Source organism: Pseudomonas furukawaii, from assembly GCF_002355475.1.
GTDB lineage: Bacteria > Pseudomonadota > Gammaproteobacteria > Pseudomonadales > Pseudomonadaceae > Metapseudomonas > Metapseudomonas furukawaii.
In genome coordinates this window covers 220,414-244,408 of the sequence record NZ_AP014862.1, presented here as the reverse complement: position 1 = coordinate 244,408, position 23,995 = coordinate 220,414, and the positions used below count along the sequence as shown (strand labels likewise).

The window sequence follows — 23,995 nt, the reverse complement described above, 5'->3', positions numbered from 1 at the left end:
CAGATAGGGTTGTGCGAAAACTATACCAGCGTATGGCGAATCGACAGCGTGACGGCCATCAATCGCCATTGAAAGCGTAGTCCGGTTTTTTTGGCACGTAAGGGCGGAAAAACGCGAGCAACTGCCGCAAATCGGCCTGCTCGTCACCGGTGGGCGAGAAGGGTTCGCCGATCACCACGCGCCGGTTCACATAGTCCAGGGCGGCCGGAACTATGGGTACGCCCGCGCCCCGGGCGATGTGGTAGAAGCCCATCTTCCAGCGCTCGACCCGTTTGCGCGTGCCCTCCGGGGAGATCACCAGCATGAACTCCCGGCTCTCGCGGAAGCGCTCCACCGCCTGGTCCACGCTGTTCAGCTTGAGGTGGCGGTGAATCGGCACCCCACCCCAGCGTTGCAGCAGCCCGCCGAAGGGCCAGCGGAAGATCGTGTGCTTGCCGAACCAGCGGGCGTTGAGCCGCAGGACGAACTTCACCGCGAGGAACAGCACGAAGTCCCAGTTGGAGGTGTGGTGGGCGCCGATCACCACGAACTTGTCGAGGGGCGGCAGCCGGCCCTCGATGCGCCAGCCCATCAGGCGAAGGACGCCGTGGCCGATGGCCTCGGCGATGGGATTGCGGGGCAGGTAATTACCGGACATGGGCAGGGGTCTTTCTTGTTCTTCCGTTGATGGGCCGCCGGGCACAGGCGACCGATGAGGGATCAGCGCTGGCAACGCGGACAGTAGACACTGGCGCGCTGGCCGAGGCGAATCTCCCGCAGGGTGGAGCCGCACTGGCGGCAGAACTCGCCGCCCCGGCCGTAGACCCAGAGTTCCTGCTGGAAGTAGCCGGGCTTGCCGTCGCCACCGACGAAGTCCCGCAGCGTGGTGCCGCCGCACTCGATGGCCTGGGCGAGGATACGCTTGATCGCCTCCGCCAGCTTCAGGTAGCGGGCGCGGGAGATGGAGCCGGCTTCTCGACGGGGATCGATGCCGGCGGCGAACAAAGCCTCGCTGGCGTAGATATTGCCGACGCCCACCACCACCGCGTTATCCATGATGAAGGGCTTGACCGCCATGCTGCGGCCCCGGGACAGCTGGAACAGCCGGTCGCCATCGAACAGGTCGGTGAGCGGTTCGGGGCCCAGGTGGCGGAGCAGCTCGTGGTTCAGCGGATCCTGGCTCCAGAGCAGCGCGCCGAAACGACGGGGATCGGTGTAGCGCAGGGCCATGCCCGACTCCAGCTCGATATCCACATGCTCGTGCTTGCCCGCCGCCAGCCCCGCCTCCACCAGGCGGAGGCTGCCGGACATGCCCAGGTGGCTGATGAGGGTGCCGGCCTCGGCGCCCAGCAGCAGGTACTTGGCGCGACGCTCCACCCGCAGGATGAGCTGGCCGGAGAGTCGCACATCCAGGTCCTCGGGAATCGGCCAGCGCAGGCGACGCTCACGGACGATCACGCGGCTGACGCGCTGGCCTTCGAGGTAGGGCGCGATGCCCCGGCGGGTGGTCTCGACTTCGGGTAGTTCAGGCATCGGAATCTCGGAACGGCAACGCGGCTCAGTTAACCCCGAGCTCGCGGATGGTTTCCTTGAGGTTCTCGAAGTCGTACTCCGAGAGCCCCACGTAGTCCAGCACCTGGCTGCGGATGCTCAGCCACTCGTAGTCCTCGGCCTGGTTACCCAGCACCAGGTGCGAGGCACAGATGTGCTCGGCCATCTTGAGGATCGCCAGGAGGGTCTTCAACTGGGCGTCACGGCCGGAGTCGTCGGTGATGATCGACAGGGCGTTGTGGTGGTTGGCGATGGCCTCGCAGAGGTGTTCCGGCAGGCGCCAGGAGCGCGCCGTGAAATAGCCCACCACGGCGTGGTTGGTGTTCAGCAGGCGGTTCTCGGTATCCACCACCCGACGCTCCGGACCGGCGCTGGCATAGGCTTCCTCCAGCACCAGCATGTAGTCGGGGAAGCGCTTGAGCATCAGCGGGATGCCGCAGTTGTGGAACAGCCCCAGGGCGTAGGCCTCGTCGGGCGACTGGTAGCCGATCCGCTTGGCCAGGGTGAGGCTGGTCATGGCCACGTCCTGGGCGGTGTCCCAGAACCGGTTGAGGGTGACGATGGTCTCGTCGCTCATCTCGCCCTTGATGGACTGGGCGTTGATCAGGTTGATCACGGTATTGCAGCCCAGCAGGTTCACCGCCTGCTGGATGGACGCGATGCGATTGGTGAGGCCGAAGAAGGGCGAGTTGACGATCTTCAGCAGCGCGCCGGAGAGCCCCGGATCCTGGCTGATCAGCTTGGCGATGCTGCGCAGGTCCGGGCTGGGCATGACCTGCTCCATCTGGAGGTCGACCATGATCTGCGGCTGCGGCGGCACACTGATGCCCTGCAGGACCTGACGAATCTGTTCTGCTGAAAGTTCTTGAGACATGAGAATGAGGAAAAGTCTGACCGTGGCGACAGTCTACCCGGATGCGCCAGGGCTTGGCGCGGCCTTTCGGGCCATTTTTCCGGCTGTCGTGCCAATTGGCCATACCCCCCGCCCGGCGGCCTCCGGCGACCCCACCGGCTGAGGTATAATCCGCGCCTTTTTTCCGGAGAGCGACCATGTCCCTGCCCAGCCTGCGCCTCAAAGCCAACGCCGACCGACGCCTGCGCGCCGGCCACCTGTGGGTCTACAGCAACGAAGTGGACGTGGTCGCCACCCCGCTGACCGGCTTCCAGCCCGGCGACCAGGCCATTCTCGAGGCCGCCGGCGGCAAGGCCCTGGGCGTGGTCGCCCTGAGCCCGAACAACCTGATCTGCGCGCGCCTGGTGTCCCGCGACGTCAAGCACAGCCTGGACAAGTCCCTGCTGGTGCATCGCCTCAACGTGGCCCTGAGCCTGCGCGAGCGGCTGTTCGACAAGCCCTTCTACCGCCTGGTCTACGGCGACTCCGACCTGCTGCCGGGCCTGGTGGTGGACCGCTTCGGCGACCACCTGGTGGTGCAGCTGGCCTCCGCCGCCATGGAGCGCAACAAGGCCGCCGTGCTCGATGCCCTGGTGCAGGTGCTGAAGCCCCGAGGCGTGCTCTGGAAGAACGACTCCAGCGCCCGTGACGCCGAGGGCCTGGAACGCTACGTCGACACCGCCTTCGGCGTGGTGCCGGAATGGGTCGCCCTGGAAGAGAACGGCGTGAAGTTCGAAGCCCCGGTGCTGGAGGGCCAGAAGACCGGCTGGTTCTACGACCACCGCATGAACCGCGCGCGTCTGGCGCCCTACGCCAAGGGCAAGCGCGTGCTGGACCTGTTCAGCTACATCGGCGGCTGGGGCGTGCAGGCCGCCGCCTTCGGCGCCAGCGAAGTCTTCTGCGTCGACGCCTCCGGCTTCGCCCTGGATGGCGTGGAGCGCAACGCCACCCTCAACGGCGTGGCGGAGAAGGTCACCTGTGTGGAAGGCGATGTCTTCGAGGCCCTGAAGGAACTGAAGGCCGCCGAGGAGCGCTTCGACGTCGTGGTGGCCGATCCGCCCGCCTTCATCAAGCGCAAGAAGGACCTGAAGAACGGCGAGGCCGCCTACCGCCGCCTCAACGAACAGGCCATGCGCCTGCTGAACAAGGACGGCATCCTGGTCAGCGCCTCCTGCTCCATGCACCTGCCGGAAGACGACCTGCAGAACATCCTGCTGGGCAGCGCCCGCCACCTGGACCGCAATATCCAGCTGCTGGAGCGCGGCGGCCAAGGCCCGGACCATCCGGTGCACCCGGCCATCGCCGAAACCCGCTACATCAAGAGCCTGACCGTCCGCCTGCTGCCCAACGCCTGACGGCAGGCTCTCCGCGCCTGCGCAGGGGCGAACTCGATCGCCACGGGGCGCACGGCGTCCCCCCTCTCCCGAGCGGAGAGGGGGCTGTCCGTGCCATTGGATGGTTTCCCGCCTTCCCCGTGAGCACCTCGCTCAATGCAGGATCTGCGACAGAAAGGCCTTGGCCCGCTCGCTCTTCGGCGCATTGAAGAAGGTCTCCGGCGGGCTGTCCTCGACGATCCGCCCGCCCTCCAGGAACAGCACCCGCTCGGCCACCTGCCGGGCGAATCCCATCTCGTGGGTCACGCAGAGCATGGTCATGCCGCTGCCGGCCAGCTTCACCATCACGTCCAGCACCTCGCCGACCATCTCCGGGTCCAGCGCCGAGGTGGGCTCGTCGAACAGCATGATCTTCGGCTCCATGCACAGCGCCCGGGCGATCGCCACCCGCTGCTGCTGACCGCCGGACAGCTGGCTCGGGTACTTGTGGGCGTGGCTCTCGATGCCCACCTTGCGCAGGTACTCCCGCGCCCGCTCCTCGGCCTCGGCGCGGGACAGGCCGCGCACCGACATCGGCGCCAGGGTGCAGTTGTCCAGCACGCTCATGTGGGGGAAGAGGTTGAAGTGCTGGAACACCATGCCCACCTCCCGCAGCACCTCGGAGCCCCGGCGCGGGTCCGCCATCAGGTCGCAGCCGTTGACCAGGATGCGTCCGCCACTGGCACCCTCAAGGCGATTGATGCAGCGGATCAGGGTCGACTTGCCGGAGCCGGAGGGCCCGCAGAGCACGATGCGCTCCCCCGGCCGGACCACCAGGTCGATCCCCTTGAGCACGGAGAAATCCCCGTACTGCTTCTCCAGCCCCTCGAGCACCACAGCCGGCACCTGAGGCACGGCGGCAAGGCGGGGAGAGGCGACAGGCTTGGCTTTCATGCTCGATAACATCTTGTTGTCCTCATTGTCCTGTATCGGCAAGTGATCGGCCCTGGCGCTCAGCCGAAACGCTGGGCGCCATAGGGCGTCGGGTCGGTGAAGGGGCGCTCGCCGGTCATCACTTCCGCCAGCAGGCGGCCGCTGACCGGCCCCAGGGTCAGGCCGTGATGGGCGTGGCCGAAGTTGAACCAGAGCCCGGGATGGCGCGGTGCGGCACCTATCACCGGGCGCATGTCCGGCAGGCAGGGGCGGCGGCCCAGCCAGGGTTCGGCATCCAGCCGGCGGCCCAGGGGGAGCAGTTCGCGGGCCAGACGCTCGGCCCGCCGCAACTGGATCTCGTTGGCGGGCGCATCCGGGTGGGCGAACTCGATGCCGGTGGTCAGGCGGATGCCACGGGCCATGGGCGCCAGCACATAGCCACTCTGGGCGTCGCAGATGGAGTGGTCGAGGCCGGCACCCTCCACCGGGGCGTAGTGCATGTGGTAGCCGCGCTTGATCGCCAGCGGGATGCGATAGCCCAGCTGGCGGAACAGGTCGCCCGACTGGGGTCCCAGGGCCACCACCACCTGCGGCGCCTGCAGGTCCAGGTCGCCGACCGAAAGGCACCAGGCGTCGCCGCGCCGGGTCAGCCCACGGGCGTCGCCCGTCAGCAACCGCCCGCCGCGGCGCACGAAAAGCTCGGCGTAGCCGCGCACCAGGGCGCCCGGGTCGAGCACCGTCTTCGGGTCGTGCCAATGAATGCCGCCGGCCGCTACCGGCCCCAGGTGCGGTTCACGGCGGCGTAGGGCGTCGCCATCGAGGATCTCGTAACGCAGCCCGAAGCGGTCCAGAGACCGCGCTTCGTCCGCCGCCCGGGCCAGGGCCTCGGGGCTGCGATAGATGTCCATCCAGCCCTTGGCGCGGATCAGGTGTTCGAGCCCGGCGGCGGCCACCAGTTGGTCGTGTTCTTCCACGCTGCGCTCCACCAGCGGCAGCATCGCCCGCGAGGCCGCCTCCAGGCGCCGGGGCGCGGACTGGTACCAATAGGCCGCCAGCCAGGGCGCGAGCCGGGGCAGATAGGTCGGGCTGTAGCGCACGTCGGGCTGACGGTTCAGGCCATAGCGCAGCAGCGCCCCGAGGTCGCGGGGAAAGGCGTAGGGAATGACGCTGGAACGCTCGATCAGCCCGGCGTTGCCATGGCTGGTGCCGGAGCCGGGCTCCGCGCGGTCCACCAGGCAGACGTCACGGCCGCGCGCCTGGAGATGGAGGGCAGTGGAGACGCCGACGATGCCGGCGCCCAGGACAAGGATGTCGCAGTCCATGTAAGGATCCTTCGAAGGGCACTCTGGCGGTGCCTGGATGGGTGTGAACTAGTTCAGGTGACGCCCCAGGCGCCCCTCGACCCGCAGCAGGCCCCGGCGGATCAGCTCCACCAGCACCAGGTAGAGCACCGCCGCCCAGAGGTAGAGCTGGAAGTCGAAGGTGCGGGAGAAACCGGCCTTGGCCACGCCCATCAGGTCGTGGATGGTCACCAGGGAGGCGATGGCGCTGGCCTTGATCATCAGGATCAGCTCGTTGCCCAGGGGCGGCACGGCCACCAGCAGCGACTGCGGCAGCACCACCCTGAAGAAGGTCGTGCGACGCGACAGACCGAGGGCCGAAGCCGCCTCGTACTGGCCGGGAGCGATGGCCAGCAGGCTGCCGCGGAAGATCTCCGCCTGGTAGGCGGCGGTGTTCAGGGTGAAGGCCAGCAACGCGCAGAACCAGGCGTCGCGGAAGAACCACCAGAGCCCCAGGTCCTGCCAGAACTCACGGAAGGAGCCGACGCCGTAGTAGAGCAGGAACAACTGGGCCAGCAGCGGCGAGCCCCGGAACAGGTAGATGTAGCCGCCGGCGAAACCGCGCAGCGCGCGGCTGCCGGAGTTGCGCGCCAGGGCCAGCAGCAGCCCCAGCACCAGGCCGAGGCTGAAGGAGATGGCCACCAGCTTCGCGGTGACCAGCAGGCCGTCCAGCAGGCGCAGGCCGTAGCGGTCCAGCAACTCGGGATCGACGAAGAAGTGCAGGAACTCGCTCATGCGCGCTGACTCCTGTGGCCGAGGCTGTAGCGCTTCTCGGCGTAGCTGAATACCCGGCCTGAAAGGGCGGAGAAGAACAGGTAGATCAGGCAGGCGCAGCCATAGAACAGCATCGGCTCCTTGGTCGCGCTCACCGCCAGGTTGGTCTGGCGCATCACGTCCACCAGGGAAATGGTGGAAACCAGCGAGGTGTCCTTGAGCAGGCTCAGCCAATTGTTGGACAGCCCCGGCAGGGCGACACGGGTCAGCTGCGGCAGGATCACCCGGAAGAAGGTGGTGACGCGGGACAGGCCCAGCACCTGGGCGGCCTCGTACTGGCCCTTGCCGATCACCTTGAAGGCGCCGAGCCAGACCTGGCTGGAGAACGCGGCGAAGACCAGGCTGAAGGCGATCATCGCGGCGAGGAAGGCGTTGATGCTGACCTCGGTGGTGTGGCCGAAGTGCGCCAGCAGCTTTTGCACACCGATCTGGCAGCCGTAGTAGACGATCAGCAGGGTGAGCAACTCCGGCAGGCCACGAAAGACGGTGGCGAAGACGGAGGACAGTGCGCGCCGCCCGCGATGGGGCGAGCGGGCGCCCAGGGCGACCAGCAAGCCAAGGGACAGGCCCAGGGGCAGGCAGGCCAGCGCCAGGGACAGGGTGACCAGGGCGCCGGCCAGCAGGGCCATGCCCCAGCCGCCCTCGCCCAGGGAGAGAAGAGCCAACTGCTCGAACATGATTCAGGCCTCGCGGCGGTGTGCCCGGCGGGTGCCGGGCACGGGGCGACGGATCAATAGATGTCGAAGGGGAAGTAGCGGCTGGCGATCTGCTTGTAGGTGCCGTCCGCGACCATCTCCGCCAGGGCCTTGTTCAGGCGCTCGCGCAGGGCGTTGTCTTCCTGGCGCACGGCGATGGCCACTTCGTCGTCGGTGCCCTGGATGTCGCCCAGCAGGACGCAGCAGTCATTACCGTCCTTGGCCAGCCAGTCCAGCAGCGGGAACTTGTCGTGCACCAGCGCATCGAGGCGGCCGGTGGCCAGGTCGGCATTGGCCTCGTCCTGGGACGGGTAGAGCTTCACCTCGGCACCGGCGGCGCCGTAGATGTCCTCGGCGTACATGCCCTGGGTGGTGGCGGACTGGGCGCCCACCACCAGGCCCTTGAAGCTTTCCGGGCGGGTGTCCTTGAGTTCGGAGCCCTTGGCCACCGCCACCGCCAGGCGGGTGCGGTAGTAGCGATCGGTGAAGGCCACCTTCTTCTGGCGCTCCTCGGTGATCACCATGGACGCGACCACGGCGTCGTATTTCTTCGCCAGCAGGGCGGGGATGATGCCGTCCCAGTCCTGGGCCACCAGCGTGCATTCCACCTTGAGTTTCGCGCAGAGCGCGTTGGCGATGTCGACGTCGAACCCGTGCAGCTGGTTCTTCGAGTCCACGTAGTTGAAGGGCGGGTAGGCGCCTTCGGTGGCGATACGCAGGGTCTCGGCCTGCGCGGTCGCGACCAGGCCGCAGAAAGCCAGGGAAGCCAGTGCCAGACGGGTGAGTCGTTTCATCGATGCTGCCTCTTATTAGGGTTGTTCTAGCGGGATGAGCCGGGTGAGGAGGTGTAGCCAACAAACTCGTTGTGCAGGGCCGCGACCGACTCCAGGCGCTGCTCGACATCGGGGCCGAGGCACTTGAAGACATCGTTCAGCAGCAGGTTGACCAGGGTGAGCATGGGGCCGGTGGACTCCCAGAACAGGTTGAGGTCCGTGGGCACGCGGAAGACCTCGTCCGCATGTTGCTCCGCCCAGTCGCAGTAATCGTCGGTGACCAGGGTCACGGGGATGCCCGCCTCCCGCGCATGGCGGCACAGGGCAATGGCATGACGCGAGTAGCGCCGGGCCTCGAACACCACCAGGGCCGACTGGCCCGGGGCGGACAGCAGCACGTCGCCGAAGTAGCCGGAGGCGCCATCCACCAGGTGCACGCCGTCGCGCAGGTACTGCAGCAGGTGGACGAAGGACACCGAGATGCCGCGCTCGGTCTGGAAGCCGGCGGCATAGACCCGCGGGATGCTCGCCAGGCGCTCGCAGACGGTGCGCCACTGCAGAGTCCGGCTGTGCTCGTAGACGCGCACCAGGGCCGCCATCTCGCGCTCCAGCCCAACCGACAGCGCGTCCTCGCCGGCCACCGCCTGCTGGCGGAACTCCTTCAGCCGATCGCCGATCAGCCAGGGGCTGTCTCCCAGGTCGCCCTTGAGGTCGGCCTTCAACGCCTTGAAGTGGGCGTAGCCCAGGGCGCGACAGAAGCGCCCCACGGTGGACTCGCTGATGCCGAGCTTCTCGGCGAGGGCGGCGGAGGTCTCGAATGGCAGCTCCTGGAGGTTGGCCAGCATGTAGTTGGCGATCGCCCGCGACGACGCGGTGCGTGCCGACAGGCTGTCTTCCAGGCGCTCTTTGAGGGTTCGATTCATGGTGACCTCCGGTTGCGAAGAAAAATGATTGTTTTCTGTCATCAAGTCAATATTTGACAGATAACTTGCAGAACCTATGATGCGGGACCAGTCCACTAGCCGGAGCAAGGCGCCATGCAGAATCCCCCCAGCGACAGGGTCCAGCTGTCCTTCGACGAACTGCGGAACCTGATCGCAGGCATTTTCGAGTGTCACGGCACCTCGGCCCGAACGGCCGCCATCCTCGCCGAGAACTGTGCCGCCGCCCAGCGCGACGGCTCCGAGAGCCACGGGATCTTCCGCATCCCCGGCTACCTCTCGTCCCTGGGCAGTGGCTGGGTGAACGGCCAGGCGGAACCGGTGGTGGAGGATGTCGGCGCCGCCTTCGTGCGGGTCGACGCTGCCGGCGGATTCGCCCAACCGGCGCTGGAGGCCGGCCGCGCCCTGGCGCTGGAGAAGGTCAGGGCCAATGGCATGGCGGTGCTGGCGATCCGCAACTCCCACCACTTCGCCGCGCTCTGGCCGGATGTGGAGCCCTTCGCCCGCGAGGGCCTGGTGGCCCTGGCCTTCGTCAACAGCATGACCTGCGTGGTCCCCCACGGCGGCCACCGCCCCTTGTTCGGCACCAATCCCATCGCCTTCGCCGCGCCCCGCAGCGGCGGCGACCCGCTGGTGTTCGACCTGGCCACCAGCGCCATCGCCCACGGCGACGTGCAGATCGCCGCCCGCGAAGGGCACGCCTTGCCGGAAGGCTTCGGGGTCGACGCCCAGGGGCGTCCCACCACCGATCCCCGCGCCGTGCTCGACGGCGGCGCCCTGCTGTCGTTCGGCGGCTACAAGGGCTCGGCCCTGTCGATGATGGTGGAGCTGCTGGCGGCGGCCATCACTGGCGGCAATTTCTCCTTCGAGTTCGACTGGTCGGGCCATCCCGGCGCCCAGACGCCCTGGACCGGCGAGCTGCTGATCCTCATCGACCCGGACCGTGGCGCCAGCCGCCCCTTCGCCGAACGCTGCGAACACCTGATCACGCGCATGGTGGAGGCCGGCCAGGAACGCCAGCCGGGCGATCGGCGCTACCGCCAGCGCGCCCGCGCCGAGCGGGAGGGGATTCCCCTCAAGGCCGCCGACCTGGAGCGCCTGCGCGCCCTCGCCGGCCGCTGAGCGGCGGCCCGGCGCGCCTTTCCAGTGCCGAGCGGGCGGGGTTAGAATCGGGCATCCCTCGCCAGTTACCCTTCGGCAGGCCGAACGAGCCCCTGCCGGGCACGCGGAGACCCCGCTACCCCGGCACCCTGCAGGCGCAGCCATCCACGCGCCGGCACGCGCCCCGGGCTCCATACGCACATGACTCCCACAAGCGGGTCGTGCAGGACTCGCAACCCTATTAGCCGCAGGAACCCCCATGCCCGACTATCGCTCGAAAACCTCCACCCACGGCCGCAACATGGCCGGCGCCCGCGCCCTCTGGCGCGCCACCGGGATGAAGGACGAAGACTTCAAGAAACCGATCATCGCCATCGCCAACTCCTTCACCCAGTTCGTGCCCGGCCACGTGCACCTGAAGGACCTGGGCCAACTGGTCGCCCGCGAGATCGAGAAGCACGGCGGCGTGGCCAAGGAGTTCAACACCATCGCCGTGGACGACGGCATCGCCATGGGTCACGACGGCATGCTCTATTCCCTGCCGAGCCGCGAGATCATCGCCGACTCCGTGGAGTACATGGTCAACGCCCACTGCGCCGACGCCATCGTCTGCATCTCCAACTGCGACAAGATCACCCCCGGCATGCTGATGGCCGCCCTGCGCCTGAACATCCCGGTGGTGTTCGTCTCCGGCGGCCCGATGGAAGCCGGCAAGACCAAGCTGGCCAACCACGGCCTGGACCTGGTGGACGCCATGGTCGCCGCCGCCGACGATTCCTGCTCCGACGAGAAGGTCGCCGAGTACGAGCGCAGCGCCTGCCCCACCTGCGGTTCCTGCTCCGGCATGTTCACCGCCAACTCCATGAACTGCCTGACCGAGGCCCTGGGCCTGTCGCTGCCGGGCAACGGTTCCACCCTGGCCACCCACGCCGACCGCGAGCAGCTGTTCCTGCGCGCCGGCCGCCTGGCCGTCGAACTGTGCCAGCGCTACTACGGCGAGGGCGACGAGTCCGTGCTGCCGCGCAACATCGCCAGCTTCAAGGCGTTCGAGAACGCAATGACCCTGGACATCGCGATGGGCGGCTCCACCAACACCATCCTGCACCTGCTGGCCGCCGCCCAGGAGGCGGAGATCGACTTCGACCTGCGCGACATCGATCGCCTGTCGCGCAAGGTGCCGCAGCTGTGCAAGGTGGCGCCGAACATCCAGAAGTACCACATGGAAGACGTGCACCGCGCCGGCGGCATCTTCAGCATCCTCGGCGAGCTGGCCCGTGGCGGCCTGCTGCACACCGACGTGCCCACCGTGCACAGCCCGAGCATGGCCGACGCCATCGCCCAGTGGGACATCACCCAGACCGACGACGAAGCCGTCCACACCTTCTTCAAGGCGGGCCCGGCCGGCATCCCGACCCAGGTCGCCTTCAGCCAGAGCACCCGCTGGGACAGCCTGGACGATGACCGCGAGAACGGCTGCATCCGCAGCGTCGAACACGCCTACTCCCAGGAAGGCGGCCTGGCGGTGCTCTACGGCAACATCGCCCTCGACGGTTGCGTGGTGAAGACCGCCGGCGTGGATGAATCCATCCATGTGTTCGAAGGCACCGCGAAAATCTTCGAGAGCCAGGACGCCGCCGTGAAAGGCATCCTCTCCGACGAGGTGAAGCCCGGCGACGTCGTGGTCATCCGCTACGAAGGTCCGAAGGGCGGTCCGGGCATGCAGGAAATGCTCTACCCCACCAGCTATCTGAAATCCAAGGGCCTGGGCAAGCAGTGCGCCCTGCTCACCGACGGCCGCTTCTCCGGCGGCACCTCGGGCCTGTCCATCGGCCACGCCTCGCCGGAAGCCGCCGCCGGCGGCGCCATCGGCCTGGTGCAGGATGGCGACAAGATCCACATCGACATCCACAACCGCACCATCCAGTTGCTGGTGTCCGACGAGGAGCTGTCCCACCGTCGCCACGTCCAGGAGAAGAAGGGCTGGAAACCCGCCGCCCCGCGCGCGCGCAAGGTGACTACCGCCCTGAAAGCCTACGCCCTGCTGGCCACCAGCGCCGACAAGGGCGCGGTACGCAACAAGGCGATGCTGGAAGGCTGATAGCCGCGTCAACCCGAGAGCCCGGCCACGCGCCGGGCTTTTTCTTTGCGTGCGGGAGTGGCTGCAGCAAGGCGCGACTCCCGCCCCCCGGACGCTGGACACCCGTACGCGCCCCGGTCTGAGGCAGAATGGGCCTCGTTCCACCACGAGGCCCCTTCCATGACCCTGCGCATCGGCCTGATCGCCGACACCCACGGCCTGCTCCGGCCCCAGGCCCTGGCGGCGCTGGAAGGCTGCCACCACATCCTGCATGCCGGTGACATCGGCAAGCCCGAGATCCTCGACGCCCTGCGCCAGCTCGCGCCGCTCACCGTGGTGCGCGGCAACAACGACACCCAGGACTGGGCCCTGGAAATCCCTCATGACGCCACCCTCTGCCTCGGCGGCGCCCGCCTCTACCTGGTCCACGACCAGGCCGACATTCCCCCCGGCCTGACCACGCGCGGCATCGACGCCATCGTCACCGGCCATTCCCACAAGCCGCTGGTCACCAGCCGCGACGGCATACTCCACGTCAACCCGGGCAGCGCCGGGCCCAGGCGCTTCAGCCTGCCGATATCGGTGGGGTTCCTGCTGGTGGGGGACGGGGTGAGGGCGGAGCTGCGGGCCCTGGATATCTGAGCCCTTTTACGCCGCAGCGAAGGGGGTTCAGGTGCGGTAGGCCGACGCACAGCCTGCGCCCGACTGCGGTCGCGATCCGGATCCAGAGGGGATGCAGCGCTTGGCAGGCTCCCAGCGGTGTCAGCGCCGCTCCCACACCTGGAAGGCATAGGCCGGCGTCGTGTCGCTGGCTTCGTGTTCGATGCTGGAGGTCAGGTGCCAGTCGGCGGCGGGCACCTCGGGGAAGAAGGCATCGCCTTCCGGCTCCAGCGCCACCTGGGTCAGGTAGAGACGATCCGCCTCGGGCAGGCCCTGGTCGTAGAGCTGGGCGCCACCGATCAGCATCACTTCATCCACCTCCTCCTCTCGCGCCCAGACTTCGGCCCGGGCGATGGCCGTGGCCAGGTCGGGAAAGACTTCGGCGCCCTCCAGCTGCAGGCCGGCCTGGCGGCTGACCACCAGGTTGAGACGCCCAGGCAGCGGGCGACCCAGGGAGTCCCAGGTCTTGCGGCCCATGATGATGGGCTTGCCCAGGGTCAGGGCCTTGAAGTGCTTGAGGTCCGCCGGCAGGTGCCAGGGGAGCTGGTTGTCGCGACCGATCACGCGGTTCTGCGCGAGGGCTGCGATGAGACAGAGGGGGAGGGTCTTGTTCATGGCGGCGAGGATACCGGCTGGCACGACGGCGAGGAAGCCAACGGACGCCGGATCATCCGTAACGAAATCCGGGCACCCGGACGGTCGCCGCATCGACCATTCGTCGAGACCTCTTTATCTGACCATTAAGTCAACTACTTGATTGTTATTATTTGCCGAGATTCGCGGTAATTGACTGCATGTTCATCGAACAACAAAGCAATTAAAATTGTATACAAACCACTAGTCAATGACTCGAATAATTGTCTACAGTTGGCAGCACAATAACAAAACGCGAGAGCCCACCATGACAGTCCCATCCGCAAGTCCGTCTCCGGTGCAACGCCCGGAAGACGAAAACCTCGGCATTGGAGCCAACTTCGCCTACGGTCTTCAGCATGTGCTGACCATGTATGGCGGCATTGTCGCGGTACCCCTGATCATCGGCCAGGCCGCCGGGTTGTCGCCCGCGGACATCGGCCTGCTGATCGCAGCCTCACTCTTCGCGGGTGGGCTGGCCACCCTGCTGCAGACCATCGGCCTGCCCTTCTTCGGTTGCCAGTTACCGCTGGTGCAGGGCGTGTCGTTCGCCGGCGTCGCGACCATGATCGCCATCATCGGCGGCAACGGTCAGGGCGGTATTCCCGTGGTGCTGGGCGCGGTGATTTCCGCCTCGCTGATCGGCCTGCTGATCACGCCGGTGTTCTCGCGGATCACCAAGTTCTTCCCGCCGCTGGTGACCGGCATCGTCATCACCACCATCGGCCTGACCCTGATGCCCGTCGCGGCGCGCTGGGCCATGGGCGGTAACAGCCAGTCGCCGGAGTTCGGCAGTGTGGCCAACGTCAGCCTGGCCGCCTTCACCCTCGCCACCGTGCTGCTGCTGAGCAAGCTGGGCAGTGCCAGCATCTCGCGCCTGTCGATCCTGCTGGCGATGGTCATCGGCACCGTCGCCGCCGTGTTCTTCGGCATGGCGGACTTCTCCAAGGTGCTGGAAGGCCCGCTGGTGGCCATGCCCACCCCGCTGCACTTCGGGATGCCGGAGTTCCAGCTGGCGGCCATCCTCTCGATGCTGATCGTGATCATCGTCACCCTGGTGGAAACCTCCGCCGACATCCTCGCCGTGGGTGAGATCATCGGCACCAAGGTGGACTCCAAGCGCCTGGGCAACGGCCTGCGTGCCGACATGATCTCCAGCTCCGTGGCGCCGCTGTTCGGTTCCTTCACCCAGAGCGCCTTCGCCCAGAACGTCGGCCTGGTGGCCGTGACCGGCGTGAAGAGCCGCTACGTGGTGGCCACCGCCGGCCTGATCCTGGTGACCCTCGGCCTGCTGCCGGTGATGGGTCGCCTGATCGCCGCCGTTCCCACCGCCGTGCTGGGCGGCGCGGGCGTGGTGCTGTTCGGCACCGTGGCGGCCTCGGGCATCCGCACCCTGGCCCAGGTGGACTACCGCAACAACATGAACCTGATCATCGTCGCCACCTCCATCGGCTTCGGCATGATCCCGATCGCCGCGCCGAGCTTCTACCACCACTTCCCGGCCTGGTTCGAAACCATCTTCCACTCGGGCATCAGTTCGGCCGCGATCATGGCCATCCTGCTGAACCTGCTGTTCAACCACCTGAAGGCCGGCAACTCCGACCAGCAGTCGGTGTTCGTCGCCGCCAGCGAGCGCACCCTGCGCTACCAGGACATCGCCGTGCTCCACGAAGGCGACTACTTCCGCGACGGCAAGCTCTATGACTGCGACGGCAACGAGGTGCCAGTGACCGACCGGGACGACCACCACCACGGCGGCGCGCCGGAACCCAGGGTGAAGATGGCGGCTGGCTCCCACAGCCACTGACACCCACCCCAGGCGAAAAGGCCGGCGCGATATGCCGGCCTTTTCGCTGATATTCTCAGCGCTCACCCTTGGCCTAGGGGCCCTTCGTGAGCCGACTCGACACCCTCTCCCACCTTGACCGCCTCTGGCTGACCGAAGCCATCCGCCTGCGCGAGGAACACGCGGGGCCCCTGGAAGACGCCGAGGCCAACCGCCGCGCCAACGCCGCCGGCGGCGATCTCCCCCAACGCATCCAGGCTCGCGCCCTCTGGCTCGCCGAGCGCGACGGCCAGTACCCGGCGCTGCAGCGCTGGCGCCAGGGCGCGCGCCTGGCCGGCCTGCTGCTGGCGGCGCTGGCGATCATCAGCGGCGCCGGCCTGGCCCTGGCCGCCCTCGGTGACGGCCAACGCCCGGTGAACCTGTTCTGGGCCCTGGGCAGCCTGCTCGGACTGCACCTGCTGACCCTGCTGGGCTGGGCGCTGAGCTTCGGCCTCGGAGGCAGCGCCAGCCTGCTCGGACGCCTCTGGCTCTGGGCCAGCGGCAAGCTCGCCCGCGACGCCCGGGCCGCCCACCTGGCCCCCGCGCTGCTCCTGCTCCTGCAACGCCACGGACTGACCCGCTGGGGCCTGGGCGCCCTGGTCCACGGCGCCTGGCTGCTGGCCCTGGGCAGCGCCCTGGTCATGCTCCTGCTGCTGCTCTCCACCCGCCGCTACGGCTTCGTCTGGGAAACCACCCTGCTCGACAGCGACACCTTCGTCGTCCTCACCCAGGCGCTGGGTGCGCTGCCAGGCCTCCTGGGCTTCAGCCTGCCGGACATCGAGACCATTCGCGCCAGCAGCAGCGCGCTGGCCGACGATGGCGCCCGCCAGGCCTGGTCCGGCTGGCTGCTGGGCGTGACCTTCACCTACGGCCTGTTGCCGCGCCTGCTGCTGGGCCTGCTTTGTCTCGGACGCTGGCTTCACGGCCGCTCGCGCCTGGCGCTGGACCTCGGCCTGCCCGGCTACAACCTGCTGCGGGAACGCCTGCAGCCGCCCAGCGAACGCCTCGGCGTCTGCGATGCCGCAGCGGATGCGCCGATGGAGCCGACTCCCCATGCATTCAACGGCCGGAGCGAGGGGGCCCTGCTGGTGGCCATCGAGCTGGACGACCGCCGTCCCTGGCCGCCGGCCCTGCCCAAGGGGGTTGGCGACGCCGGCGTGCTGGATAGCCGCGAGCAGCGCCAGCGCCTGCTGGGGCAGTTGAGCCGTTTTCCCGCCGAGCGCCTCGCCGTGGCCTGCGACCCACGCCGCTCACCGGACCGCGGAACCCTGGCACTGATCGGCGAGCTGGCCCGCAGCGCCGGCGAGATCCGCATCTGGCTGTTGCCGGCGCCGCCGGGCGAGGCGCTGGACAGCCATCGCCTGGAGGACTGGCAGCAAGCCCTGGCGCGGCTTGGCCTGCCCTTCAGCCAGGGCGCGCCCATGAACTGGCTGGAGAGCGGCCATGACTAAGCCCCTCAAGCTCGCCGTGGTGGGCCATACCAATGTGGGCAAGACCTCATTGCTACGCACCCTGCTGCGCGACCGGTCGTTCGGCGAGGTCTCCCACCGCCCCAGCACCACCCGTCACGTGGAGGGCGCTCGCCTGTCGGTGGACGGTACCCCGCTGCTGGAGCTCTACGACACGCCGGGCCTGGAGGATGCCATCGCCCTGCTGGAACACCTGGAGCGTCTCGATCGGCCCGGCGAGCGGCTCGACGGCCCCGCCCGCATCGCCCGCTTCCTCGAAGGCAGCGAGGCGCGCCAGCGATTCGAGCAGGAGGCCAAGGTGCTGCGCCAGTTGCTGGCGTCCGACGCCGGCCTCTATGTGATCGACGCCCGCGAACCGGTGCTGGCCAAGTACCGCGACGAACTGGCGGTACTGGCCCTGTGTGGCCGCCCCCTGCTGCCGGTGCTGAACTTCGTCGCCAGCGGCAGCCACCGCGAGGACGACTGGCGCGCGGCGCTGGCCCGCCTGGGCCTGCACGCCCTGGTGCGCTTCGACAGCGTGGCCCCGCCGCTGGACGGCGAGCAGCGCCTCTACGACAGCCTGGCGCTGCTGCTGGAGCGCGCGCGCCCGCAGTTGCAGCGGCTGGTGGACGATCACCAGGCACAACGCCGCCTGCGCCTCGAAGCGGGCAGCCGCCTGATCGCCGAACTGCTGCTGGATGCCGCCGCCTGCCGCCGCAGCGTTCCCGCCCAGGAAACGGCCCTCGAGGCCGCCACCGAGCGCTTGCGCCAGCAGGTGCGCGATCGCGAGCAACGCTGCGTCGAGGCCCTGCTAAGGCTCTACGCCTTCGACGACGGCGCCGCCGCCACCGGCGAGCTGCCGCTGCTGGGCGGCCGTTGGGGCGATGACCTGTTCAACCCGGAAACCCTCAGGCAGCTGGGCGTGCGCCTGGGAGGCGGAATGGCGGCTGGCGCGGCGGCAGGCGCGGGCCTTGACCTGCTGGTGGGCGGCCTGACCCTGGGCGCGGCGGCGGCCCTGGGGGCCATCGCCGGGGGCGCCTGGCAGACCGTCGGCCACTACGGCGAGCGCCTGCTGGGCAAGCTCAAGGGACAACGCGAGCTGACGGTGGACGACGCCATCCTGCGCCTGCTCGCCCTGCGCCAATGCCAGCTGCTGCAGGCCCTGGACGCGCGCGGGCACGCGGCCTTCGAGGCCGTGCGGGTCGAGACGCCGGAAGAGCGCCAGTGGCGCGAGGGCAAGTTGCCGCCGGAACTGTCCAGGGCCCGGGCCCACCCGGAATGGTCGTCGCTGAACACGGGGGCGGAACTGGAGCAGGCCGAGCGTCAGGCCGAGGTGGCGCAGTTGGCCAAGCAGTTTCTTCCGGCACAATGATCGATGCCCAGACAAGGAGTCTGGCTCTGCGACACCCCGCAATCGAAGCAGGAGAAGGAAAGCGCCTGATGCAAGTCGAACAGTTCATCTCCGGCCACTGGCAGCAGCAATACCAGTACAAGAGTTTTTCGCCGACTCGGATCAACCAGGAATGGCTCTGGATGGATCCGCGGCTCAATACCCTCCTGGAGCAGGCGTCACGAGCCCTGGCCGAGCTGAATACGCTTTCGCTCATGGTCCCGGATGTCGACCTGTTCATTCGCATGCATATCGCCAAGGAGGCCAACACATCCAGCCGCATCGAAGGCACCCAGACGCAGATGGACGAAGCCATCATGCGCAAGGAGCAGGTCGCGCCGGAAAAGCGCGATGACTGGCAGGAAGTGCAGAACTACATCGAAGCGATCAATACCGCTGTCGATCAATTGCAGGGGGTGCCACTCTCCATACGCCTGCTCAAGCAGACCCACTCGGTCCTGATGCAGGGCGTTCGCGGCGCGCACAAAATGCCGGGAGAGTTTCGCGCCTCACAGAACTGGATCGGCGGCAGCAACCTGAACAATGCGGTGTTCGTACCGCCGCATCCGCATGAGGTGCCCGACCTCATGAGTGACCTCGAACGTTTCTGGCACAACGACGACATACGAGTGCCCGACCTCATTCGCATCGCGCTGAGCCACTACCAATTCGAGACCATCCACCCCTTTCTCGACGGCAATGGCCGGATCGGGCGCCTGCTGATCACCCTGTACCTCGTGGACAAGGGGCTACTGCACAAGCCCGCGCTGTACCTGTCGGACTTCTTCGAGCGGAATCGGGGCGCCTACTACGACGCACTGACGGTGGTACGCGCCTCCAACGACTTGCTGCACTGGCTGCGCTTCTTCCTGACTGCCATTGTGGAAACCGCCACCAGCAGCAAGGACACGTTCATGGCCATCATGGCGCTCCGCCAGGATGTGGAGCATCAGATACTCGCCCTTGGCGGCCGGGCGGAAAACGCCAAGAAACTGCTGATGCTCCTGTATCAGCGCCCGCTGCTCAATGTGAACGAGGCGGCCGAGCATCTGGGAGTCACTCACCAAAGCGCCAATGCGCTGATCAAGCAACTGGAACAGATGAAGATCCTCGTGGAAACGACCGGCTACGGGCGCAATCGCCTGTATCTGTTCCAGCGCTACTTCGACCTGTTTGTGAAGTAGAAGGGCACGCGCTTACAGTGCAAAAATCATATGTAAGGAATAAGGCGTATTTCTTACATATAAGCAGTCTTATGTAAGGCGTCGCGCCTCAATCAGAGAGCCGCTCGGCAAAAGACCTGATCAGGCCTCACGAACCCGCCGCCTCGATCAGGATGCGGTCCCCCCGGCAGGCGTTGCGATCGTCCGGGCGGCGGGGGGCGAATTGCCCGTCCATGACGCCCACCAGGCTATCGGCGGGCTTCAGCTCGCGGGGAAGCGACACCCGGATCTCCTGCAGGTAGTTGCCCTTGGCGCAGATCAACAGGATGTTGTTGCCGGCCCTGGCGCTGCCGAACTCCTCCGTCACGCGCTGGTAGAACGCCTGCCTGGAAATGGCGCCGCCGATGTTCTCGACGACGTACTGGCCGGCGCGGGTGGCGTCCAGTTGGCGAACGAGATCGGCAGCCCGACGGAAGTAGGCGTCGTCATCCATCTGGGTCTGGCAGACGCCATGCTTGTCCCACTGGTAGCGGCCGAAGCTCGTGCCGAACTGAAAGTTGGGCATCCAGGGGCGCACATGCTCCAGGGTCGACTCGGAGAGTCTCAACGCCGGCCCGTCGCAGTGGCCGTAGTTTTTTCCACAGGACTGGCGGTTGGGCCAGAGCCCGTGCAGGGTCAGGTGGCGCGCCTGCAGCTCGCCGGAGGCGAGGGCGTCGCACTCGGGCTTGCGCCCCTTGAATGGCACGTGCTCGCAGAAACCCGGCTGCCAGGTGGCGGCCAGCACGTAGCCGTCATGCTGGTCCGGCTGGCGGCAGACATCGCCGCCGGCCTCGGACCGCTCGGTATCGCCGGTGTTGAACGCCAGCCCTTCCACGCTGCCGCACGAGGCGGCGACCCAGCGCAGCGGCGTCGGGCTGTCCGGGATGCGCACCCGCAGCCAGTCGTAATCGCGCTTGTTCACCTCCACGACCTCGTAGCGCTGGCCGGGTCTTACCTTGGCGTCATCGGGGTTGGTCCGCTTGCGGATGGACTGGAAGGCCTCGCACGTCTGGGCAGCGACGAAGCTGCCCTGGGCCGGCTCGGCGGTGGCGAAGCTCGACCAGAGGCCGACGAATCCGGTGAGCAGGACGGCGAACGGGGCTTTCATGACGGATCCTGGCGAAGGCCGCCCGGGGCGAAACGCCCCGGCGACGGGTCAGACGGCCACCGGGGCCTTGATGTGGGGGTGGGCCTGATAGCCCACCAGCTCGAAGTCCTCGAAGCGGAAGGCGAACAGGTCCTTCACTTCGGGATTGAGCTTCATGGTCGGCAGCGGCAGCGGCTCGCGGGTGAGCTGCAGGTCGGCCTGTTCCAGGTGGTTGGCATAGAGGTGGCAGTCGCCGCCGGTCCAGATGAACTCGCCGGGCGCGAGGTCGCAGACCTGGGCCACCATCAGGGTCAGCAGGGCGTAGCTGGCGATGTTGAAGGGCACGCCGAGGAAGATGTCCGCCGAGCGCTGGTAGAGCTGGCAGCTGAGCTTGCCCTCGGCCACGTAGAACTGGAACAGCGCATGGCAGGGCGGCAGGGCCATCTCGTCCACCAGGGCCGGGTTCCAGGCGGAGACGATCAGGCGACGCGAATCCGGGTTCTTGCGGATCATCTCGATCAGCTTGGTGATCTGGTCGATGGACTCGCCGTTGGGGGTCGGCCAGCTGCGCCACTGGTAGCCATACACCGGGCCCAGCTCGCCGTTCTCGTCGGCCCACTCGTCCCAGATGGAGACGCCGTTGTCCTTGAGGTACTGGATATTGGTGTCGCCCTGGAGGAACCACAGCAGCTCGTGGACGATGGATTTCAGGTGGCATTTCTTGGTGGTGACCAGGGGAAAGCCCTCGGCCAGGTCGAAGCGCATCTGGTGGCCGAACACGCTATAGGTGCCGGTGCCGGTGCGGTCGCTCTTGAAGGTGCCGGTCTCGCGCACGCGGCGCATCAGGTCGAGGTACTGTTTCACGGGGTCACTCCTTGGGCGTCCTGACGACGGTACGCCCAGACGATCAATGCGATGCCGCCGACGATCATCGGCAGGCAGAGGATCTGGCCCATGGTCAGCCAGCCGAAGGCCAGGTAGCCGAGCTGGGCATCCGGCACGCGGACGAACTCCACGGCGAAGCGGAAGAGGCCGTAGAAGAGCGCGAACATGCCGGAGACGGCCATGGTCGGCCGGGGCTTGCGTGAGTAGAACCAGAGGATGGCGAACAGCGCCACGCCCTCCAGGGCGAACTGGTAGAGCTGGGACGGATGACGCGGCAGCTGGGCCGGGTCGGTGGGGAAGATCATCGCCCAGGGCAGGTCGGTGGCCTTGCCCCAGAGTTCGGCATTGATGAAGTTGCCGATGCGGCCGGCCCCGAGGCCGATGGGTACCAGGGGCGCGATGAAGTCCATGAGCTGGAAGAAGCTCTTGTTGTTCCGCTTGCCGAACCAGAGGGTGGCCAGCATCACGCCGATGAGGCCGCCATGGAAGGACATGCCACCCTTCCACACTTCGAGGATCAGCAGCGGATTGGCCAGGTAGGCCGACAGGTCGTAGAACAGCACGTAGCCCAGGCGTCCGCCGGCGATCACGCCGAGGGCGACCCAGAACACCAGGTCGGAGAGCTTCTCGCGGCTCCAGGTGGGGTCGAAGGCCTTGAGTCGGCGCGAGGCCAGCCACCAGGCGCCCCCGATACCGATCAGGTACATCAGGCCGTACCAGTGGATCTTCAACGGGCCCAGGGCGATGGCCACCGGGTCGATCTGGGGATAAGCCAGCATCACAGCTCCTTAGATCAGGAAGTTCAGGCCCACTGACACCAGCAGCAGGGCGAACAGTCGCTTCAGCAGTCGCGGCGAGAGCCGATGGGCCAGCCGAGCGCCGAAGCGGGCGAAGAACATGCTGGTGACGGCGATACCCACCAGCGCCGGAAGATAGACGAAGCCCAGGCTGTAAGGCGGCAACTGCTCGTGGTTCCAGCCCAGGGCCATGAAGGACAACGCACCCGCCGCCGCGATGGGCAGGCCGCAGGCGGAAGAGGTCGCCACCGCCTGCTGGATGGGCAGGCTGCGCCAGACCAGGAAGGGCACGGTCAGCGAGCCACCTCCGATGCCGAAGATGGCCGAGGCCCAACCGATCACCACGCCCGCCGCCGTCAAACCGGGCTTGCCTGGGACACCGCGGCTGGCCTTGGGTTTCAGGTCCAGCCCCATCTGCAGGGCCACCAGTATGGCGAACACGCCGATGATCTTCTGCAGCACCGGCCCCTGGATGGCGGTGGCGGTGAGGGAGCCGAGGCCGGCGCCAGCGAGGATACCCAGGGCCATCCAGGCGAAGATGGGCCAGCGCACCGCCCCTTTGCGATGGTGTTCACGGACCGAGTTGACCGAGGTGAAGATGATGGTAGCCAGCGAAGTGCCTACCGCCAGGTGAGTCAGGATGCCAACGTCGAATCCATGGGCGGTGAAGCTGAATACCAGCACCGGCACGATGATCATGCCGCCACCTACACCGAACAGCCCGGCCAGTACGCCGGCGCAAGCACCGAGTACCAGGTAGAGCAGGAATTCCATGGACACCCCCGAAAACAAAGCGGCATGTTAACGGAAGGCCGATTTCCACTCCACCGGGGGCGATGGATGCCCGGCGGGACCGGGGACTCCCGCGTGCAGGAAGATTGGTTGCCGCCTGCTACACTCCGGCTCACAAGAAGGAGACGACCCCATGTGCCTGATCGTATTCGCATGGCGCCCCGGACACGACGTCCCGCTGGTGCTCGCCGCTAACCGCGACGAATTCTACGCCCGCCCCACCCTCCCCCTCGCCCGCTGGGAAGACGCGCCCGGTGTCGTCGCCGGCCGCGACCTGGAAGCCGGAGGAACCTGGCTGGGTGCCGGCCCCCGTGGCCGCTTCGCCGCCCTCACCAATATCCGCGATCCACGCACGCCTCCGGTGGGGCGAACCCGTGGCGAACTCTGCGTGCAGTTCCTGCGCGGCGAGATGGGGCCCGGGGAATTCCTCGAGGACGCCCTGCGCCGGGCAGGCGACTATTCGGGTTTCAACCTGCTGGTGGGGGACGACCGCGAACTCTGGTTCCTCAACCCCCGCAGTGGCGGCCCGATCAACCTGGGGCCAGGCGTCTACGGCGTCTCCAACGCCGACCTGGATACGCCCTGGCCCAAGGTGGAGCGCGGCAAGGCGGCGATCGCCGAGTGCCTGGAGCCGCCTTCCACCGATGCCCTGCTTAACCTGCTGCACGACCCGGAGCAGGCGCCGGACCACATCCTCCCGGAAACCGGCGTGGGGCTGAACACAGAGCGCATGCTCTCCAGCGTGTTCATCGCCACCCGCACCTACGGCACCCGCGCCAGCTCGGCGCTGATCGTCCGCGCCGATGGCAGCCGCGAGTTGGTGGAGCGCAGCTACGGGCCCTATGGCGCCCTGCTGGGGGATGTACGCTTCGACCTGCAGGACTGAACAGGGCCATCGGCGCCTGTG

General features: G+C 67.5%; 23 protein-coding genes. 9 read left to right on the top strand and 14 right to left on the bottom strand.

What is annotated here, in order from left to right; genetic code table 11:
- Positions 1 to 58: 58 nt before the first annotated feature.
- The 3 genes from KF707C_RS01140 to KF707C_RS01130 form a co-directional block, all read right to left on the bottom strand.
- Positions 59 to 637: a lysophospholipid acyltransferase family protein gene (locus tag KF707C_RS01140; protein WP_003455718.1), complete on the bottom strand. Its 579-nt coding sequence runs from the start codon at positions 635 to 637 to the stop codon at positions 59 to 61.
- 62 nt (positions 638 to 699) lie between these two features.
- Complete coding sequence (gene mutM, locus KF707C_RS01135) at positions 700 to 1,512, bottom strand: bifunctional DNA-formamidopyrimidine glycosylase/DNA-(apurinic or apyrimidinic site) lyase (RefSeq protein WP_003455720.1); 813 nt, start codon at positions 1,510 to 1,512, stop codon at positions 700 to 702.
- A gap of 25 nt (positions 1,513 to 1,537) precedes the next feature.
- Positions 1,538 to 2,404, bottom strand: a complete 867-nt coding sequence (locus KF707C_RS01130) for an HDOD domain-containing protein (protein ID WP_003455723.1) — start codon at positions 2,402 to 2,404, stop codon at positions 1,538 to 1,540.
- Between the two features lie 176 nt (positions 2,405 to 2,580).
- Between KF707C_RS01130 and KF707C_RS01125 the strand changes: the two genes are divergently transcribed.
- The gene (locus tag KF707C_RS01125) at positions 2,581 to 3,777 is read left to right on the top strand and encodes a class I SAM-dependent rRNA methyltransferase (RefSeq protein ID WP_003455726.1); all 1,197 of its coding nucleotides are present in this window, start codon (positions 2,581 to 2,583) and stop codon (positions 3,775 to 3,777) included.
- Positions 3,778 to 3,909: 132 nt separating this feature from the next.
- Here KF707C_RS01125 and KF707C_RS01120 read toward each other — a convergent pair whose 3' ends face one another.
- Genes KF707C_RS01120 through KF707C_RS01095 form a run of 6 tightly spaced genes read right to left on the bottom strand, consistent with a single transcriptional unit; the run spans position 3,910 to position 9,173 of the window.
- On the bottom strand, positions 3,910 to 4,689 hold the full coding sequence (locus KF707C_RS01120; RefSeq protein ID WP_036993817.1) for an amino acid ABC transporter ATP-binding protein: 780 nt from the start codon (positions 4,687 to 4,689) through the stop codon (positions 3,910 to 3,912).
- 59 nt (positions 4,690 to 4,748) lie between these two features.
- Complete coding sequence (locus tag KF707C_RS01115; RefSeq protein ID WP_003455746.1) at positions 4,749 to 5,990, bottom strand: NAD(P)/FAD-dependent oxidoreductase; 1,242 nt, start codon at positions 5,988 to 5,990, stop codon at positions 4,749 to 4,751.
- A gap of 48 nt (positions 5,991 to 6,038) precedes the next feature.
- Positions 6,039 to 6,743, bottom strand: a complete 705-nt coding sequence (locus tag KF707C_RS01110) for an ABC transporter permease (protein ID WP_003455752.1) — start codon at positions 6,741 to 6,743, stop codon at positions 6,039 to 6,041.
- Positions 6,740 to 7,459 (bottom strand): ABC transporter permease, encoded by a 720-nt coding sequence (locus tag KF707C_RS01105; RefSeq protein WP_003455754.1) that lies wholly within the window; start codon positions 7,457 to 7,459, stop codon positions 6,740 to 6,742. The genes KF707C_RS01110 and KF707C_RS01105 overlap by 4 nt, the downstream gene beginning before the upstream one ends.
- Positions 7,460 to 7,512: 53 nt before the next feature.
- Positions 7,513 to 8,271 (bottom strand): ABC transporter substrate-binding protein, encoded by a 759-nt coding sequence (locus tag KF707C_RS01100; protein WP_003455756.1) that lies wholly within the window; start codon positions 8,269 to 8,271, stop codon positions 7,513 to 7,515.
- Positions 8,272 to 8,297: 26 nt separating this feature from the next.
- Positions 8,298 to 9,173: a MurR/RpiR family transcriptional regulator gene (locus tag KF707C_RS01095; RefSeq protein WP_003455758.1), complete on the bottom strand. Its 876-nt coding sequence runs from the start codon at positions 9,171 to 9,173 to the stop codon at positions 8,298 to 8,300.
- A gap of 114 nt (positions 9,174 to 9,287) precedes the next feature.
- Here KF707C_RS01095 and KF707C_RS01090 point away from each other — a divergent pair, with 114 nt between their 5' ends.
- From KF707C_RS01090 to KF707C_RS01080, 3 genes are all read left to right on the top strand, one after another.
- Entirely contained in the window at positions 9,288 to 10,313 is a 1,026-nt protein-coding gene (locus KF707C_RS01090; RefSeq protein ID WP_003455760.1) for an Ldh family oxidoreductase, read from the top strand.
- A 238-nt stretch (positions 10,314 to 10,551) separates the two neighbouring features.
- Positions 10,552 to 12,390: a dihydroxy-acid dehydratase gene (gene ilvD, locus KF707C_RS01085; RefSeq protein ID WP_003455761.1), complete on the top strand. Its 1,839-nt coding sequence runs from the start codon at positions 10,552 to 10,554 to the stop codon at positions 12,388 to 12,390.
- Between the two features lie 159 nt (positions 12,391 to 12,549).
- The gene (locus KF707C_RS01080; RefSeq protein WP_003455762.1) at positions 12,550 to 13,011 is read left to right on the top strand and encodes a metallophosphoesterase family protein; all 462 of its coding nucleotides are present in this window, start codon (positions 12,550 to 12,552) and stop codon (positions 13,009 to 13,011) included.
- A 120-nt stretch (positions 13,012 to 13,131) separates the two neighbouring features.
- Here the strand turns inward: KF707C_RS01080 and KF707C_RS01075 are convergent, their stop codons facing one another.
- Positions 13,132 to 13,644, bottom strand: a complete 513-nt coding sequence (locus tag KF707C_RS01075; RefSeq protein WP_100244214.1) for a dihydrofolate reductase — start codon at positions 13,642 to 13,644, stop codon at positions 13,132 to 13,134.
- Between the two features lie 286 nt (positions 13,645 to 13,930).
- On the opposite strand from KF707C_RS01075, the gene KF707C_RS01070 reads away from it, so the two are divergent.
- From KF707C_RS01070 to KF707C_RS01055, 4 genes are all read left to right on the top strand, one after another.
- Entirely contained in the window at positions 13,931 to 15,469 is a 1,539-nt protein-coding gene (locus tag KF707C_RS01070) for a nucleobase:cation symporter-2 family protein (protein WP_036993820.1), read from the top strand.
- An 86-nt stretch (positions 15,470 to 15,555) separates the two neighbouring features.
- A complete protein-coding gene (locus KF707C_RS01065) occupies positions 15,556 to 16,938 on the top strand; it encodes a DUF2868 domain-containing protein (protein ID WP_003455765.1) in 1,383 nt (460 codons plus the stop codon).
- A complete protein-coding gene (locus tag KF707C_RS01060) occupies positions 16,931 to 18,307 on the top strand; it encodes a GTPase/DUF3482 domain-containing protein (RefSeq protein ID WP_003455766.1) in 1,377 nt (458 codons plus the stop codon). The genes KF707C_RS01065 and KF707C_RS01060 overlap by 8 nt, the downstream gene beginning before the upstream one ends.
- Positions 18,304 to 19,509 (top strand): Fic family protein, encoded by a 1,206-nt coding sequence (locus KF707C_RS01055; RefSeq protein ID WP_197704970.1) that lies wholly within the window; start codon positions 18,304 to 18,306, stop codon positions 19,507 to 19,509. Before KF707C_RS01060 ends, KF707C_RS01055 begins: the two co-directional genes overlap by 4 nt.
- A 127-nt stretch (positions 19,510 to 19,636) precedes the next feature.
- On the opposite strand, the gene KF707C_RS01050 is transcribed toward KF707C_RS01055, so the two are convergent.
- From KF707C_RS01050 to KF707C_RS01035, 4 genes are read right to left on the bottom strand one after another with little or no spacing between them, the layout of a single operon-like run.
- Entirely contained in the window at positions 19,637 to 20,635 is a 999-nt protein-coding gene (locus KF707C_RS01050; protein WP_003455768.1) for a ribonuclease T2 family protein, read from the bottom strand.
- A gap of 48 nt (positions 20,636 to 20,683) precedes the next feature.
- Positions 20,684 to 21,478 (bottom strand): thymidylate synthase, encoded by a 795-nt coding sequence (locus tag KF707C_RS01045; protein WP_003455769.1) that lies wholly within the window; start codon positions 21,476 to 21,478, stop codon positions 20,684 to 20,686.
- Positions 21,475 to 22,278: a prolipoprotein diacylglyceryl transferase gene (gene lgt, locus KF707C_RS01040; RefSeq protein ID WP_003455770.1), complete on the bottom strand. Its 804-nt coding sequence runs from the start codon at positions 22,276 to 22,278 to the stop codon at positions 21,475 to 21,477. Before lgt ends, KF707C_RS01045 begins: the two co-directional genes overlap by 4 nt.
- A 9-nt stretch (positions 22,279 to 22,287) precedes the next feature.
- Positions 22,288 to 23,070, bottom strand: a complete 783-nt coding sequence (locus KF707C_RS01035; protein ID WP_003455771.1) for a sulfite exporter TauE/SafE family protein — start codon at positions 23,068 to 23,070, stop codon at positions 22,288 to 22,290.
- Between the two features lie 151 nt (positions 23,071 to 23,221).
- Between KF707C_RS01035 and KF707C_RS01030 the strand changes: the two genes are divergently transcribed.
- Positions 23,222 to 23,974 carry an NRDE family protein gene (locus KF707C_RS01030; protein WP_003455772.1) on the top strand — a complete coding sequence of 251 codons (753 nt, stop codon included), beginning with the start codon at positions 23,222 to 23,224 and terminating at the stop codon, positions 23,972 to 23,974.
- Positions 23,975 to 23,995: the final 21 nt, after the last annotated feature.